The organism is Kluyvera huaxiensis (genome assembly GCF_040149365.1).
In the GTDB taxonomy this organism is placed as follows: Bacteria; Pseudomonadota; Gammaproteobacteria; order Enterobacterales; family Enterobacteriaceae; genus Kluyvera; species Kluyvera intermedia_A.
This window is the reverse complement of the sequence record NZ_JBEFLV010000006.1, coordinates 82,205-96,893: the sequence shown is the minus strand read 5'-3', so window position 1 is coordinate 96,893 and position 14,689 is coordinate 82,205. Positions and strand designations below refer to the sequence as shown.

Annotated in this window: 14 protein-coding genes and 3 tRNA genes; 12 read left to right on the top strand and 5 right to left on the bottom strand. The window is 52.6% G+C overall.

What is annotated here, in order from left to right; translation table 11 throughout:
* The first annotated feature begins 54 nt into the window (after positions 1 to 54).
* The 5 genes from ABOC97_RS08390 (at position 55) to cobT (ending at position 4,110) form a co-directional block, all read left to right on the top strand.
* On the top strand, positions 55 to 1,113 hold the full coding sequence (locus ABOC97_RS08390) for an FUSC family protein (RefSeq protein ID WP_349596224.1): 1,059 nt from the start codon (positions 55 to 57) through the stop codon (positions 1,111 to 1,113).
* 201 nt (positions 1,114 to 1,314) lie between these two features.
* Positions 1,315 to 1,635: a DUF496 family protein gene (locus ABOC97_RS08385; RefSeq protein ID WP_035894853.1), complete on the top strand. Its 321-nt coding sequence runs from the start codon at positions 1,315 to 1,317 to the stop codon at positions 1,633 to 1,635.
* 110 nt (positions 1,636 to 1,745) lie between these two features.
* A complete protein-coding gene (gene cobU, locus ABOC97_RS08380; protein ID WP_349596531.1) occupies positions 1,746 to 2,291 on the top strand; it encodes a bifunctional adenosylcobinamide kinase/adenosylcobinamide-phosphate guanylyltransferase in 546 nt (181 codons plus the stop codon).
* Positions 2,288 to 3,028 (top strand): adenosylcobinamide-GDP ribazoletransferase, encoded by a 741-nt coding sequence (gene cobS, locus ABOC97_RS08375; RefSeq protein ID WP_349596221.1) that lies wholly within the window; start codon positions 2,288 to 2,290, stop codon positions 3,026 to 3,028. Before cobU ends, cobS begins: the two co-directional genes overlap by 4 nt.
* Before the next feature lie 29 nt (positions 3,029 to 3,057).
* Positions 3,058 to 4,110: a nicotinate-nucleotide--dimethylbenzimidazole phosphoribosyltransferase gene (gene cobT, locus ABOC97_RS08370; protein WP_349596218.1), complete on the top strand. Its 1,053-nt coding sequence runs from the start codon at positions 3,058 to 3,060 to the stop codon at positions 4,108 to 4,110.
* Positions 4,111 to 4,306: 196 nt separating this feature from the next.
* On the opposite strand, the gene ABOC97_RS08365 is transcribed toward cobT, so the two are convergent.
* Positions 4,307 to 4,382 (bottom strand) — tRNA-Asn (locus tag ABOC97_RS08365).
* 6 nt (positions 4,383 to 4,388) lie between these two features.
* On the opposite strand from ABOC97_RS08365, the gene ABOC97_RS24030 reads away from it, so the two are divergent.
* From ABOC97_RS24030 to ABOC97_RS08355, 3 genes are all read left to right on the top strand, one after another.
* Positions 4,389 to 4,460, top strand: coding sequence for a DUF5951 family protein (locus tag ABOC97_RS24030; protein WP_416019155.1), 72 nt, complete (start codon positions 4,389 to 4,391; stop codon positions 4,458 to 4,460).
* Between the two features lie 83 nt (positions 4,461 to 4,543).
* Positions 4,544 to 6,010, top strand: coding sequence for an EmmdR/YeeO family multidrug/toxin efflux MATE transporter (locus ABOC97_RS08360; protein ID WP_349596215.1), 1,467 nt, complete (start codon positions 4,544 to 4,546; stop codon positions 6,008 to 6,010).
* 141 nt (positions 6,011 to 6,151) lie between these two features.
* Positions 6,152 to 6,227: transfer RNA gene (locus ABOC97_RS08355), tRNA-Asn, on the top strand.
* A gap of 130 nt (positions 6,228 to 6,357) precedes the next feature.
* Here the strand turns inward: ABOC97_RS08355 and ABOC97_RS08350 are convergent.
* Positions 6,358 to 7,083, bottom strand: coding sequence for an HAD family hydrolase (locus tag ABOC97_RS08350; protein ID WP_349596212.1), 726 nt, complete (start codon positions 7,081 to 7,083; stop codon positions 6,358 to 6,360).
* 480 nt (positions 7,084 to 7,563) lie between these two features.
* Here ABOC97_RS08350 and ABOC97_RS08345 point away from each other — a divergent pair, with 480 nt between their 5' ends.
* Positions 7,564 to 8,442, top strand: a complete 879-nt coding sequence (locus ABOC97_RS08345; RefSeq protein WP_349596209.1) for a LysR family transcriptional regulator — start codon at positions 7,564 to 7,566, stop codon at positions 8,440 to 8,442.
* Between the two features lie 348 nt (positions 8,443 to 8,790).
* Here ABOC97_RS08345 and ABOC97_RS08340 read toward each other — a convergent pair whose 3' ends face one another.
* Positions 8,791 to 10,239, bottom strand: a complete 1,449-nt coding sequence (locus ABOC97_RS08340; RefSeq protein WP_349596206.1) for an AMP nucleosidase — start codon at positions 10,237 to 10,239, stop codon at positions 8,791 to 8,793.
* A gap of 193 nt (positions 10,240 to 10,432) precedes the next feature.
* Here ABOC97_RS08340 and ldtA point away from each other — a divergent pair, with 193 nt between their 5' ends.
* Together ldtA and ABOC97_RS08330 are read left to right on the top strand one after the other, a co-directional pair.
* Positions 10,433 to 11,365: a L,D-transpeptidase gene (gene ldtA / locus ABOC97_RS08335; RefSeq protein WP_349596203.1), complete on the top strand. Its 933-nt coding sequence runs from the start codon at positions 10,433 to 10,435 to the stop codon at positions 11,363 to 11,365.
* A gap of 99 nt (positions 11,366 to 11,464) precedes the next feature.
* Positions 11,465 to 12,406, top strand: coding sequence for a Gfo/Idh/MocA family protein (locus tag ABOC97_RS08330; protein ID WP_349596200.1), 942 nt, complete (start codon positions 11,465 to 11,467; stop codon positions 12,404 to 12,406).
* A 43-nt stretch (positions 12,407 to 12,449) separates the two neighbouring features.
* Here ABOC97_RS08330 and ABOC97_RS08325 read toward each other — a convergent pair whose 3' ends face one another.
* Both ABOC97_RS08325 and ABOC97_RS08320 read right to left on the bottom strand, forming a co-directional pair.
* A complete protein-coding gene (locus tag ABOC97_RS08325) occupies positions 12,450 to 13,148 on the bottom strand; it encodes an RluA family pseudouridine synthase (protein WP_349596197.1) in 699 nt (232 codons plus the stop codon).
* Between the two features lie 145 nt (positions 13,149 to 13,293).
* Positions 13,294 to 13,369, bottom strand: a tRNA-Asn gene (locus ABOC97_RS08320).
* A gap of 307 nt (positions 13,370 to 13,676) precedes the next feature.
* Between ABOC97_RS08320 and nac the strand changes: the two genes are divergently transcribed.
* Complete coding sequence (gene nac, locus ABOC97_RS08315) at positions 13,677 to 14,594, top strand: nitrogen assimilation transcriptional regulator NAC (protein WP_349596194.1); 918 nt, start codon at positions 13,677 to 13,679, stop codon at positions 14,592 to 14,594.
* Positions 14,595 to 14,689: the final 95 nt, after the last annotated feature.

Sequence of the window (14,689 nt, the reverse complement as noted above, 5' to 3'; positions counted from 1 at the left end):
GGACACCTGTTGGAGCGGGTACAATTCACGCTTTCATGTTGTCGGAGAATGGGTGTGCGCCCGGATAAGTCACTCAGCCCTTTTGAAATTCGCTTATATCGTAACTATCGTACCGTGCATGGCGCTCGGATAGCGCTGGCCTTCGTCCTGACTTTTCTGATTGTCCGCCTGCTGAGTATACCAGAGGGCTCCTGGCCGCTGATTACGCTGGTGGTGGTGATGGGGCCGATCTCTTTTTGGGGCAACGTGGTGCCGCGTGCCTTTCAGCGTATTGGCGGTACCGTCCTCGGCTCGGCGCTGGGGCTGGTGGCGCTGAAGCTGGAGCTTATCTCGCTGCCGCTGATGCTCATCTGGTGCGCCGGGGCGATGTTCCTCTGCGGCTGGCTGGCGCTGGGCAAAAAACCGTATCAGGCGCTGCTTATTGGTATCACTCTGGGCGTGGTGGTTGGCGCACCGCCAGGGGATATGACCACCGCACTGTGGCGAAGCGGCGACGTGATCTTTGGCTGCCTGTTGGCAATGCTATTTACCGGCATTTGGCCGCAGCGCGCGTTTATCCACTGGCGCATTCAGATGGCAAGCTTCGTTACCCAATTTAACCGCATCTACCAGGCCGGCCTTTCACCTAACCTTATCGAACGTCCGCGTCTGGAAAAACATCTGCAAAAGGTACTGAACGACGTGGTGAAAATGCGTGGCCTGATTACACCGGCCAGCAAAGAAACGCATATCCACAAAGGTATTTTCGAAGCGATTCAAACGGTGAGCCGTAACCTTGTTTGTATGCTGGAACTGCAGATCAACGCCCACTGGGCCACCCGCCCAAGCCACCTGCTGATGCTGAATGCGCAAACGCTGCGGGAGACTCAGCTGATGACGCAGCAAACGCTGCTGGCTATCGCCCACGCACTGTATGAGGGCAATCCGCAGCCGATTAAAGCCAACAGCGAAAAGCTCAACGACATCGCGGCAGAACTCCGTCAGTTGGTGAATGAGTATAAAGGCGAGAATCTGTCCGAAACGCCTATCCACGGCTACGTTTGGTTAAGCATGGAGCTGGCACGGCAACTGGAATTACTGTCGAGCCTGATGTGCCGCGCTTTGCGCAAATAAAAAGCAGATACACGCACTTTTATGACGGGTTGTTTCGATTCAGCTAAATTTAGGGTTATGATGAGGCTAAAGCAAAAATGATTGTTTGCTACAACGCAGCTACGCCAATTCATTCAGGTTGAAGGGTAGATCAGTAATGTGTACCTTAGCGTGTAGCCGTTGTTTTAACGAATCCGAGTATCAACTATCAGGGGTATAAAAATGGAAACCACGAAACCTTCGTTTCAGGACGTACTGGAGTTCGTACGTTTGTTCCGTCGTAAGAACAAGCTGCAACGTGAAATTCAGGACGTTGAGAAAAAGATCCGTGACAACCAGAAACGTGTTCTGCTGCTGGACAACCTCAGCGACTACATCAAGCCGGGCATGAGCGTTGAAGCCATTCAGGGCATCATCGCTAGCATGAAGGGCGACTACGAAGATCGTGTTGATGACTACATCATCAAAAATGCCGAGCTGTCGAAAGAACGTCGCGACATCTCCAAAAAACTGAAAGTGATGGGCGAGCAGAAAGGCGAGTAACCGTCATTAGCGGGTGGTGACGTGGTCGCCACCCGACCTTCCACAACGCTAGTCAAAACTACCCACAATCAAGCGACATTGCGAACCATGCAGCAACATCAGGAAACGCAATTATGATACTGGTGACAGGCGGCGCGCGCAGCGGAAAAAGCCGTCACGCAGAATCCTTAATCAGCCATTCTCTCCGGGTTCGTTACATCGCCACCTCGCAAATTTTTGACGCCGAGATGGCCAAACGCATCCAACACCATCGGGATAGCCGCCCCGCACACTGGCAAACCGAAGAACGCTGGCAAAACCTTGCCGACATTATCACCCCGCAAAACGATCCCCATGAAGCGATTTTGCTGGAGTGTATCACCACGCTTATCACCAATATCCTGTTCGCCTCTGGCAATGAAGAGGAGATTGAACGCTGGGATTTTACCGCGCTGGAAAACCAGGTGAATCGCGAAATTGATGCGCTGATCGCGGCCTGCAAGCGGTGCCCGTCGCCTATCGTTCTAGTGACTAATGAGGTTGGGATGGGCATTGTGCCCGAGAATCGTCTGGCCCGGCATTTTCGTGATATTGCCGGGCGAGTGAATCAAAAACTGGCGCAGGCGGCAGATGACGTCTGGCTGGTGGTATCAGGGATTGGAGTCAAAATAAAATGAGTCGACTGTTCTTTGCCACACTTTCATTTATGAGCCGTCTGCCGGTGCCGCAGCGCTGGTCGCAGGGGCTGGATCTGGACCGCTACGTCAGCGGGGTTATCACCTTCCCGGTCATTGGCCTGCTGCTCGGGGCGATAAGCGGCCTGGTCTTTATGATCGTTCAGGCGTGGTGCGGTATCCCGCTGGCCGCATTTTTCGCCGTACTGGCACTGGCGCTGCTGACCGGTGGCTTCCATCTCGATGGTCTGGCAGACACCTGTGACGGAGTTTTTTCGGCGCGTCGTCGCGAGAAAATGCTGGAAATTATGCGCGACAGTCGCCTCGGCACCCACGGCGGGCTGGCGCTGATTTTTGTCCTGCTGGCTAAAGTGCTGGCAATGAGCGAACTGGCACTGCGCGACACGCCAATGCTGGCGGCAATCGCAGCCACCTGTATCGCCGGACGGTCGGCCTCGGTACTGCTGATGTATCGCCATCGTTATGCGCGTGAGGAGGGGCTAGGCAATCTGTTTATCGGAAAAGTCAGCTTCCGCCAGACCTGGCTGACGTTGGTGATTGGCGGCGCGCTGGTGACAGCACTGCTCGGTATGCACGGCCTGCGCGCGCTGCTGGTAGCGTTTGTTGGCGTCTTTATCATCGGCCAGCTGTTGAAACGCACGCTGGGCGGACAAACCGGCGATACCTTAGGGGCCGGTATTGAATTGGGTGAAGTGATTTTCTTGCTGGCGCTTTTGTAAGTCAGCGTTAAACGAAACGGATAAGAATAATGCAAACACTGGATTCATTATTGGCGGCCATTCCTGAGATGGATAGTGTCGCGATGACACGTGCGCAGCAGCATATTGATGGCTTGCTTAAACCTACGGGCAGCCTTGGACGACTGGAGTCGCTGGCGGTCCAGTTAGCAGGGATGCCGGGGCTGCATGGCGTACCGCAGGTTGATAATAAGGCTATCCTGGTGATGTGCGCCGATCACGGCGTCTGGCACGAAGGTGTTGCGGTGTCACCCCAGGTGGTAACTGCCATTCAGGCCGCCAATATGACTCGTCATAATACTGGCGTTTGCGTGCTAGCCGCACAGGCGAAGGCGCAGGTTCATGTACTCGACGTGGGGATTGATGCAGACCCGATTCCGGGCCTTATCGATATGAAGGTGGCTCGCGGTAGCGGTAATATCGCCAAAACCGCCGCGATGAGCGGAGAGCAGGCGCAATCGCTGCTACTGGAAACAATGAACTATACCCGCAGCCTGGCGGAGCAGGGCGTGACGCTATTCGGCGTGGGTGAGCTGGGAATGGCCAATACCACCCCAGCCGCCGCCGTGGTGAGCGTGCTGACCGGCTCTGATCCAGAAGCCGTCGTCGGTATTGGCGCTAACCTGCCGCATTCTCAGCTGCACCACAAAGTGGATGTCGTGCGTCGTGCAATCGCGCTGAATCAGCCTGATGCAAACAACGGCCTCGATGTGCTGGCAAAAGTGGGTGGCTTTGACCTGCTCGGTATGACCGGCGTGATGCTGGGCGCAGCTTCCTGCGGCCTACCGGTGGTGCTTGATGGGTTCCTCTCCTACGCCTCAGCGTTGGCGGCCTGCCGCATTGCCCCTGCCGTCAAACCTTACCTGATTCCATCCCACTACTCGGCGGAGAAAGGGGCGCGTATTGCGTTGGAACATCTGCAACTGGTGCCTTATCTGAACATGGAAATGCGGCTGGGCGAAGGCAGCGGGGCGGCAATGGCGATGCACATTGTTGAGTCTGCCTGCGCGATGCACAATCGTATGGGCTCGTTAGCAGACAGCAATATCATCTTGCCAGTATAAGCAAGCGGATGCGCCGGAGTTACCTCCGGCTATCTGTGGTAGCTGCTCTTCTTTAACGACGCAATATCCATGCACGGTACTGCATTTGCATTTAAACAATTCTGATGAGCGATAGCTGGTGGGGTGATTGTTGGTATTGCGGAAAGTGGGAATCATAGAAAGCAAAAAGCCTGCTCGAAAGCAGGCTTTTTAAATTTGGCTCCTCTGACTGGACTCGAACCAGTGACATACGGATTAACAGTCCGCCGTTCTACCGACTGAACTACAGAGGAATCGGTGTGGAGTCGTATCTTAGCGGCGAAAAAAATTTTGTCAAACATCAATTGCCCTCATGTGATGCATTTGCCTAATCCATCAACAATTTGTCGCGAATCCCAACAAAAATTAAGGAAAAATGTTTTGCAGGATCAGCATTTCTCCATCATCATTTGAAATGTGGTTTCAACTTTCTGATCTAAGGCCCATTTTGAACGTCACCGCCGCCCTACGACAGGCCGTCTCACGCACGCCCTGGTATAAAAAACGCAAAAGCTACCGAGTGCTCTTCTGGCGTGAAATTACCCCCCTCGCAGTACCTATTTTTCTGGAAAACACCTGCGTTCTGTTGATGGGCGTTCTCAGTACCTTCCTCGTGAGTTGGCTGGGGAAAGAGGCGATGGCAGGCGTTGGTCTGGCCGATAGCTTCAACATGGTGATCATGGCCTTTTTCGCGGCGGTTGATCTTGGGACGACGGTAGTGGTCGCCTTTAGCCTCGGCAAGAGAGACCGGCGTAAGGCGCGCGCGGCAGCCCGCCAATCGTTGGTGATAATGACCCTGTTCGCCATTGTGCTGGCGGCGGTGATTCATTATTTTGGCGCCGGGATCATCAATATTGTGGCCGGGGATGCAAACGCAGAAGTAAAAGCCCTGGCGCTAACCTATCTTGAACTGACGGTGCTGAGCTATCCGGCGGCGGCGATTGCGCTCATCGGTAGCGGTGCGCTGCGCGGGGCAGGGAATACCAAAATTCCGCTGATGATCAATGGCGGGATGAATATCCTCAACATCATCATCAGTAGCATTCTGATTTACGGAATTTTCTCCTGGGACGGGATGGGCTTTGCAGGCGCTGGACTTGGATTAACCATCTCTCGCTATATTGGCGCGGTGGTGACCATCATCGTACTGATGGTTGGCTTTAACCCGGCGTTGCGTATTCCACTGAAAAGCTACTTCAAGCCGCTGAATTTCGCCATTATCTGGGAAGTGATGGGAATCGGTATTCCCGCCAGTATTGAATCTGTCCTGTTTAACGGCGGTAAGCTGTTGACCCAGATGTTTGTCGCCGGAATGGGCACCGACGTTATTGCCGGTAACTTTATCGCCTTCTCGGTGGCAGCGCTGATTAACCTGCCGGGGAACGCCCTCGGCTCAGCATCGACCATTATTACCGGTAAACGACTGGGGACCGGTCAACTGGCGCAGGCGGAACGACAGCTGCGACACGTTTTCTGGATGTCGACCATTGTCCTGACCCTTATCGCCTGGGGAACCGCGCCTTTTGCCGGGCTTTTCGCCTCGTTCTATACCCAGGAAGAGGACGTGAAAGAAGTGGTCAAGATACTGCTGTGGATGAATGCCGCCTTTATGCCTATCTGGGCCGCATCCTGGGTGCTTCCGGCTGGCTTCAAAGGTGCCCGCGACGTTCGATTCGCCATGTGGGTATCGATGTTAAGTATGTGGGGCTGTCGCGTGGTGGTCGGTTACGTGTTGGGTATCGTCCTGGGATGGGGTGTGGTTGGCGTCTGGATGGGGATGTTCCTCGACTGGGCGACCCGCGCAGTGATGTTCTATCGCCGCTTGATTACCGGCCGCTGGGCGTGGAAATATGCCCCGGTAAAAAAAACGGATGACGCATAACGGCTTGATTGTGGTAAAAACCGGCAGCGGAAGACGGTTTTTAGACGAATTGCAGAATAAACCAGCAAACGATTTATTTTGTGCGAAACAGGCTTTGACAAGTTGGAGGGGCGCCGTTAATATTCGCCCCGTTCACACGATTCCTCTGTAGTTCAGTCGGTAGAACGGCGGACTGTTAATCCGTATGTCACTGGTTCGAGTCCAGTCAGAGGAGCCAAATTTAAAAAGCCTGCTTAGGAAACTAAGCAGGCTTTTTGCTTTTTATCGATCTTCGTTTTCGTAATATGAGCATACAGTACGCGGTACTGGGTCAGGCTGTTTGGTGATTATTAATTCCCTTTCTTCCCTTATGACGCAGTTTTTTGCTGACGAGCATTCTGAGTTTCAATCTCCATCTGGTGCTCTGGGGTAAATGCGATGACTACTTTTTCGTCTGTTTGCGTGATGACTACCACATCGCGAAAATCTGCGATCGCGAGTGCGGCACCGTACTCTTTCAGAGCGTCTGTACCGATGCCAACACAAACTGCGCCAGCTGTAACAGCAGACATTACGCCGCTCCGTGAATCCTCAAATACGAGTGTCCTGGGGGGGGCAAGATGAAGCCGCTCAGCGGCAAGCAGATAAGGGTCAGGATAGGGTTTGCCGCGCGCGACATCATCACGCTCAACAATCACTGAAATACAGTGCGTAATCTGCAACATCTCCATGACGCGATCGATTTTCGACCGCCAGCCGCTAGTGACAATTCCGACGCTAATGTCAGCCTTATGTAACTTTCGGATAAATTCGCTAACGCCGGGGATGGGGTCGTAATTAGCGGTATTTTCAACATGAATGATATGTGCCTGAACTTTCTTTTGATCTTCTAGGGAAAGATCGTTGAAAAGGGCGCGGATGGTATGCGGGCCCGGCTGTCCGTGGATATGCTTGATGATGTCCTCTTCCGTAAGTGTCTTGCCGAACATCTGTGCACCTTCAGCCCAACCACGCTCAATTACCGCATTAGAATCAATAAGAACACCATCCATATCGAATAAAACTGCGGCAATAAGATTCGCAGAACTATACATTATCTATCTCCAGTTTTTTATTGAACATCGAGCGGGTTTGCGCGGTAGCGCTTCTGTACCGCTGGGTTATTTGGGGCGTTGATAAGTTGGAGGTAGATGACGGATTGCCCTAGAGAGCGGATTTCATCAAGGCACTGGTTAAATTGGGTGAGCTTTCGCGCTAGAATTTCTGGCGAGTGGGTTATTTTGTAAGTAAACTCGTACTGCAGGTCATTAGTGAGAACGGCTATATTTGGCATAAATATTCAATCCTTAAATTATTCGATGTAAATATATTTGTTGATGGAATGTATGTTGTAATAATCCATCAGGTTGCTTGCTATAAATAGCTTGCCGTTAGTAAGTGCTAAATAGGAAAGCTAGCAGTAGATATGGTGTTTCTGGAATTGATAAATCGACAGCATCTCGGTTTAATAATTTAGTGCATCATGTCATCTGCTGTGACTATTTGTATAATTCCATTTTTTCAGGATTCGATAAATGTCAGGAATAGATATAAGGCTTCTGCGCGCATTTGTGATGCTGGCCGAAAAAGGAAATTATAATAAAGCTGCGGAAGAATTATTTCTGACACAACCTGCGCTTTCAAAGCAGATCCAGATTCTCGAACAAGAGATCGGAGGGCCGCTTTTCCTGCGTGGTCGCCAGGGGGCGATGTTGACAATAGCTGGCAGGCAGTTATTTACTAAAGCTTATGAGTTGCTGAAATCCCACCGCAATTTTTTAACCTATGCCCAGGATATCCAGAAAGGGAATGCGGGAAAATTAGTGCTCGGTTTTGGTATTTCTTCGTTTAAAAGCACACCCGTGTGGATAAATATTTTTCGCCAGAAATTTCCCGACAGTGATGTTGTTATCAGACAGCTTGCCTCAAGCGTACAAGTAAGGATGTTGATGGAGGGCGAACTTCATGCTGGATTTGTCCGTATGCCGGTAACAGAACTATTGGCTTCTCGCTTGATAAATAAAGAATATCTGGTGTTGGCTGCCCCGGTCACCGCTGAAATTAATGTCACAGATCTTCAACGTACGCTGGTAGTACATCCGATCTTATGCATGGACCCAGCAGTCAGTCCCTGTCTGGCGGAGCAAACGGCAGCATTCCTCCGAGATAATGAGCTTATCGCTGAACCAGTCTCAGTCACAAATGACATTCATTCCCTACTGGCTTTAATAGCCGGAGGGAATGGTTTTGCGCTGCTGCCCGCTAGCGTCGAAAATTTTTTACCTGCGGGAGTTAAATTGATCAAACTTTGGAGAAAGCAGAGCTTATGGAACATTGGCGTGGCATGGAATCCGAAAATCGACAACCATATGCGAGATGAGTTCCTACAGATTGTCATGCGTAGTTTGTCGTAAACGCGTTCGATACGCCTGTCTGGATTGGAGTGAAGGCACACTGAAAAGTCATAGATTATCACGCACGATACTGCATGAGTGGACGACACGTTAGATTTGTTCGGATTTTTAATATGTTGCAGTTGTGGATACCATGAGATTCATTGATTAATTGATTGTCACTGACCATGACTTTGGTAGTAAGTGAACTTTAAGCGTTATTCTAAAAACGATGGTTAGCCTAGCGAACATGGAAAGATTGCGTTTTATTTTAGTTATACTAAATCGTCAACAGATGGCTATGACGATCTCAATCGGATGATTCAAATTTAAAAAGCCTGCTTAAAAGCAGGCTTTTTGTTTTATACGTTAGCGGAACGGCGGCTCGTTGAACGTACGCAGCTTACGCGAGTGCAGACGATCGCCTTCGGCACGCAGAAGATCAATCGCGCGAATACCAATCTGCAAGTGCTCCGAAATCGCCCCTTCATAGAAACGGTTGGCCTGTCCCGGCAGCTTTATCTCACCGTGCAGCGGTTTATCCGAGACGCAAAGCAGCGTGCCGTACGGGACGCGGAAACGATAACCCTGCGCGGCAATGGTCGCGCTTTCCATATCAATCGCCACCGCGCGGCTTAGGTTAAAGCGCAGCGACGAAGCGGAGTAGCGCAGCTCCCAGTTACGGTCGTCGGTCGTCACCACCGTGCCGGTGCGCAGTCGCTGTTTAACCTCTTCGCCCGGCATTCCGCTGACCTGTTTGGTCGCGTCATACAGCGCGCGCTGCACTTCCGCGATGCTTGGAATAGGAATATCCGGCGGCAGTACGGCGTTGAGCACGTGGTCGTCGCGCAGATAAGCGTGCGCCAGCACGTAATCACCAATCGACTGACTCTCACGCAGGCCGCCGCAGTGGCCAATCATCAGCCAGACATCCGGACGCAGCACCGCCAGGTGGTCGCAGATGTTCTTGGCGTTCGATGGACCGACGCCAATATTGATTAAGGTGATCCCCTGGCCGTCTTTGGTTATCAGGTGCCAGGCCGGCATCTGATGCTTCTTCCACGCCAGATCGGAAATGGCTTCTTCCGGCGCTTCGGTGTCGGCGGTGATCCAGATCCCGCCTGCGCAGGAGAGGGAGACATACGGGCTGTCCGGGTCGAGAATTTGGCTGCAGCCCCAGCGCACAAACTCATCCACATAGCGGGTGTAGTTGGTGAACAGGACAAACGGCTGGAAGTGTTCGACCGGCGTACCGGTGTAGTGACGTAAACGCGCCAGCGAAAAATCGACCCGGCGGGCATCGAAGTGCGACAACGGATAAAACTCCGTCGGGTGGGTCAGACCGTCTGCCGTTTCATCGCCAATTTGCGACAGCTCGGTGGTTGGGAAGAAGCGGGTCAGATCCGCGCTCATTGAGCGATCGAGATTCAGTCCATCAATCACATACGGGAAAGGGATTTCATGTTGTGAAGCGCCGACTTCAATATGCGCGTCATAGTCTTCATGCAGCAGCGTTAGCTGCTCCAGCAGGTAGCTGCGAAACAGCCCCGGCTGGGTAATGGTGGTGGTGTAGCAGCCAGAGTGGGTAAAACGACCAAAAGCACGGGTTTTTTGTGCTTTGTGGGCGCTGCCGCTCCAGGAAACCGATAGCTGTGGATAGACAAATAATCCGCCGGCCCGCGCCTCGGCGCTGGGCAGAGAACGATCGTCAATGAACAGGCGAATGGCATCGCGTAATGCTTTTACCGATTGATCGTATAGCGCCTGGAGCTGGTCCAGCGCTTGTTCAGGGGTCAGACTCACGCCCGTATTACTCATCGTTCGCTCCTTGTGTCAGATCTGCAGCTTTTCCCGATAGTATGCCAGCGGATGATGAAACAAAAGCGTTTGCCGGTTCCAGCATAACAACTGATTAACCTTTAACCGTCTCATTAATAAAGCAGGTAAAAGCAGCAACGCAGGCTAAAAAAGCTATAATTAACCGATATCTGCCGTGAATGAGGAAAGGGACATGGGACCTCGTGTAAAACTATTGTGTGCGCTCACCGTGGCATTGGGCTGCCAGAGCGCACTGGCCGTGACGTATCCACTTCCCCCTGAGGGGAGTCGCTTGGTGGGCAGCACGTTAAACATCACGGTGCCGAAAGATAACCACCTGCCGCTGGAGGCCTTTGCGGCTCAGTATGGGCAGGGGTTGAGCAACATGCTGGAGGCTAACCCGGGCGTTGACGTATTCCTGCCGAAATCAGGATCGTCCCTGGTGATCCCGCAGCAGCTGATTTTACCCAACACGGTCCGCCAGGGCATTGTGCTCAACGTGGCTGAAATGCGCCTTTATTACTATCCGCCGGGAAGCGGTACCGTGGAAGTGCTGCCTATCGGTATTGGCCAGGCTGGACGCGAGACGCCGCGTAACTGGGTGACGAGCGTTGAACGCAAGCAAGAAGCGCCTAGCTGGACACCAACGGCTAATACCCGCCGTGAATACGCCAAACGTGGTGAAAGCCTGCCTGCCTTTGTACCGGCAGGGCCGGATAACCCGATGGGGCTTTACGCCATCTATATTGGACGGCTGTACGCCATTCATGGGACTAACGCCAACTTTGGTATCGGGCTGCGCGTTAGCCAGGGGTGCATTCGCCTGCGTAATGACGATATTAAATACCTGTTTGATAATGTCCCGGTAGGTACCCGGGTACAGATTATCGACCAATCGGTGAAATACACCACCGAGCCGGACGGTAGCCGCTGGGTTGAGGTACATGAACCGTTGTCACGTAACCGCGCAGAATATGAATCCGATAACAAAGTTCCGTTGCCTATTACCCCGGCACTGCGTAGTTTTACCCAAGGGGCAGGGGTTGATGTGAATCGTGCTAAGGCAACGCTGGAGCGACGCTCCGGTATGCCGGTGAATATCAGCACGTCGCATAACGCATTGTAATCTTGTGACAGCATGCAGCCTGAAGCCCGCCTGAAGCGGGCTTTTTGCTATGGTGAGCACCGGTCTGTTGATGCTGCTGATGTTATAAAGGAGTGTGAAATGAGTGAAGTGGTGAACTGGGGCGTGCTGGGGTACGCGCGAATCGCGAAAAACTCTATTATTCCCGCCATCAATCGGGCCGGGAATGCGCGCGTGTACGGCGTGGCCTCACGTAACAAAGCCGAGCTGCCGTCAGGAGAGTGGGAGCAAAACTATGGCGATTACGCCGCGCTGCTGGCCGATGATGCCATTCAGGCGGTTTATATTCCATTGCCGAACTCATTGCATAAAGAGTGGGTTATCCGGGCGCTGGAAGCGGGTAAACATGTGCTTTGCGAGAAGCCTATCGGTTTAACAGCCATCGAGGCGCAGGAGATGCAGCAGGTCGCCGTCAGGCAGAACAGGTTACTGATGGAAGCCTTTATGTATCAGTACACCGACCGGGTGCGGGTAATAAAACAGGTTATCGACAGCGGTGAGCTCGGTGAGATTCGCCATATCAACGTTTCGTTCCGCTTCCTCCTCGATCGCCCGAACACCATTAAAATGCAGCCCGCGCTGGGCGGCGGTGCGCTGTTCGACGTCGGTTGTTATCCGGTGAATTTTGTCGGACTGGTCACCGGACGTCTGCCGGTGAAGTGCAAAGCGCTGTGTGAAACGCAAGAGGGGGTGGATACCAACCTCTCGGCTCTGCTGCAATATGATGATGGCCTGATTGCCAATATTCACTGTGGATTTAACGCCTTTGGTCGTAACTATGCGGAGATTATTGGTACTAAAGGCATGCTGTGCATCGATAAGCCGTTCCTCGATGATGCCGGAACCTTGTATCTGCATATGCCGGAAGGGGTTCGCGAACTGCCGGTCAGCGAGTCCGATCGTTACCAGGCGGAGATTCGCCATTTCTCCAGTGCGGTGCTCAATCAGCCGTCAAAACTCATTCCACTGGAAGAGACCATCCGCAATATGCAGGTGCTGGATATGATCCGCGCGGCGTTGTGATGACCTGAAAGTAAAAAGCCTGCCGAGTGCAGGCTTTTTACTTTCAGAACGGGCTGGGACTATGGGCTGTGACGGGTTTTCCGCTCACGGGATGGACAAAATTCAGCGCATTGGCATGCAGCATCAACCGTGGCGTTTGCTGTGTACCCGGCAGCAAGAGACCGCCGTACAGGTCACAGCCTAAAATTGGGTGCCCGAGATACTGACAGTGGATTCGGAGTTGATGAGTGCGTCCGGTTTCAGGAGTCAGCTGAACTCGCGTTAACGGCAGTTTTGATCCCTTTTCCAACGGCTGATAGACGCGCTCCAGCACCTGATAACGCGAACGTGCGGGTTTACCGCTCATGGCGCAAATTGCCATACGTGGAAACAGCGCCGGGTCTTTAGCAATGGACGCGTCAATTAACCCTTCATCATCGTCAAGATGCCCACAAAGCAACGCGCTATAGCCTTTTTGGACCGTACGCTGGCTGAACTGCTGGCATAGTGCGGCGTTGATCGCTTTATTGCGGGCAATCACCATCAGCCCGGATGTCCCGAAATCGAGGCGATGCACCAGCGTGCAGCCGGGGAACTGCTGTACCAGCCGGTAGTGGACGGAATCGAGATTTTGCGGATTTTTTCCCGAAAGACTGAGCAGCCCGGCGGGTTTATTGATCAGCAGCAGATGCTCGTCCTGATAGAGGATCTCGATTTCATCATGGCACGGTGGAGCAATAAAGGTATCGACAATCGTAGACATCAGGCGGCCAGAAGAGTGGAGTGGGTGCGGATCATAACGAATTCTGGCACAAGGTTCAGCTTATAAAAATAGGCTTGGCTGAGTGCAAAAAAATATCAGAATGCAGAAAAGCAAAAAGCCCGCTCGAAAGCAGGCTTTTTAAATTTGGCTCCTCTGACTGGACTCGAACCAGTGACATACGGATTAACAGTCCGCCGTTCTACCGACTGAACTACAGAGGAATCGTGTGAACGAGGCGCATATTAACGATGTCACCCTGGCTTGTCAAAGGGTGAAAAGCGCTAATAAGTTCGTTTGCTGACAATTTCAGCAATCTGCGCGTGATTGCTGGTTTTTTAGCTTGTTTGCACCGTGAAAGTGCAGATTTACCCCTTATGGGGCAGATCGCAATCTTCTGACTGGGGTGAAAAAGCGCTTTAACGATAGGTTTATCGCGGTTCTAGCGCTATTTCGAAAACTGGCAAGCATCTTGCAACTACTTCGATTACTTAACGCCAGCGTGGCAAAGAATCTCAATCGGAGGCAAAAATGAACTTCAGACGACTGAAATATTTTGTGAAAATCGTCGATATCGGCAGCCTGACCCAGGCAGCAGAAGTGTTGCATATTGCGCAGCCAGCGCTGAGCCAGCAGGTGGCGACTCTGGAAGGAGAACTCGATCAGCAGCTGTTAATCCGTACTAAACGCGGCGTCACGCCGACTGAAGCGGGCAAAGTGCTGTATACCCACGCCCGCACGATTCTGCGCCAGTGTGAACAGGCGCAGCTGGCGGTCAACAATGTCGGGCAGACGCTGAGCGGCAGCGTGTCCATCGGCCTGGCGCCGGGGACGGCGGCGTCTTCGATAACCATGCCGTTGCTGCAGGCTGTGCGTAATGAACTGCCGGATGTGCTGGTTTATCTGCACGAAAACAGCGGAACCGTGCTGAATGATAAACTGCTCAATAACCAGCTGGATATGGCGGTGCTTTACGATCGTGCGCCGCTGGCCGGTATTGTTAGTCAGCCGTTGCTGAAAGAAGACCTTTATCTGGTGGGCACCAGCAATTGCCCGGGGCAGAGCGTCGATCTCACTGCGGTGGCCGAGATGAACCTCTTTTTACCTCGCGACTACAGCGCCGTGCGTGCTCGGGTGGATGAGGCCTTTTCGCTGCGTCGCCTGACGGCGAAAATAATCGGTGAGATTGAGTCAATCTCTACCTTAACCGCCGCCATTGCCAGCGGTATGGGCGTGACGGTTCTGCCGGAGTCGGCGGCACGATCGCTGTGTAACGCAGCCAACGGCTGGATGGCGCGGATCACTACGCCATCAATGAGTTTACCGCTGTCGCTGAACGTTTCAGCGCGTGGGCAACTGACCCCGCAGGCGCAGGCGGTGAAGGAAATCCTGATGTCGCTGGTGAGCCGACCGATGCTCGATAACCGGGAATTACTGCTGGTTAGCTAAGCTTATATTCCATTCAGATATAAGTTGCTGGTTTTTATTATTTGTTCGCGAAGGCAACAGACTTTAACAATAGTGCAATGTCTGATTGACCCGGA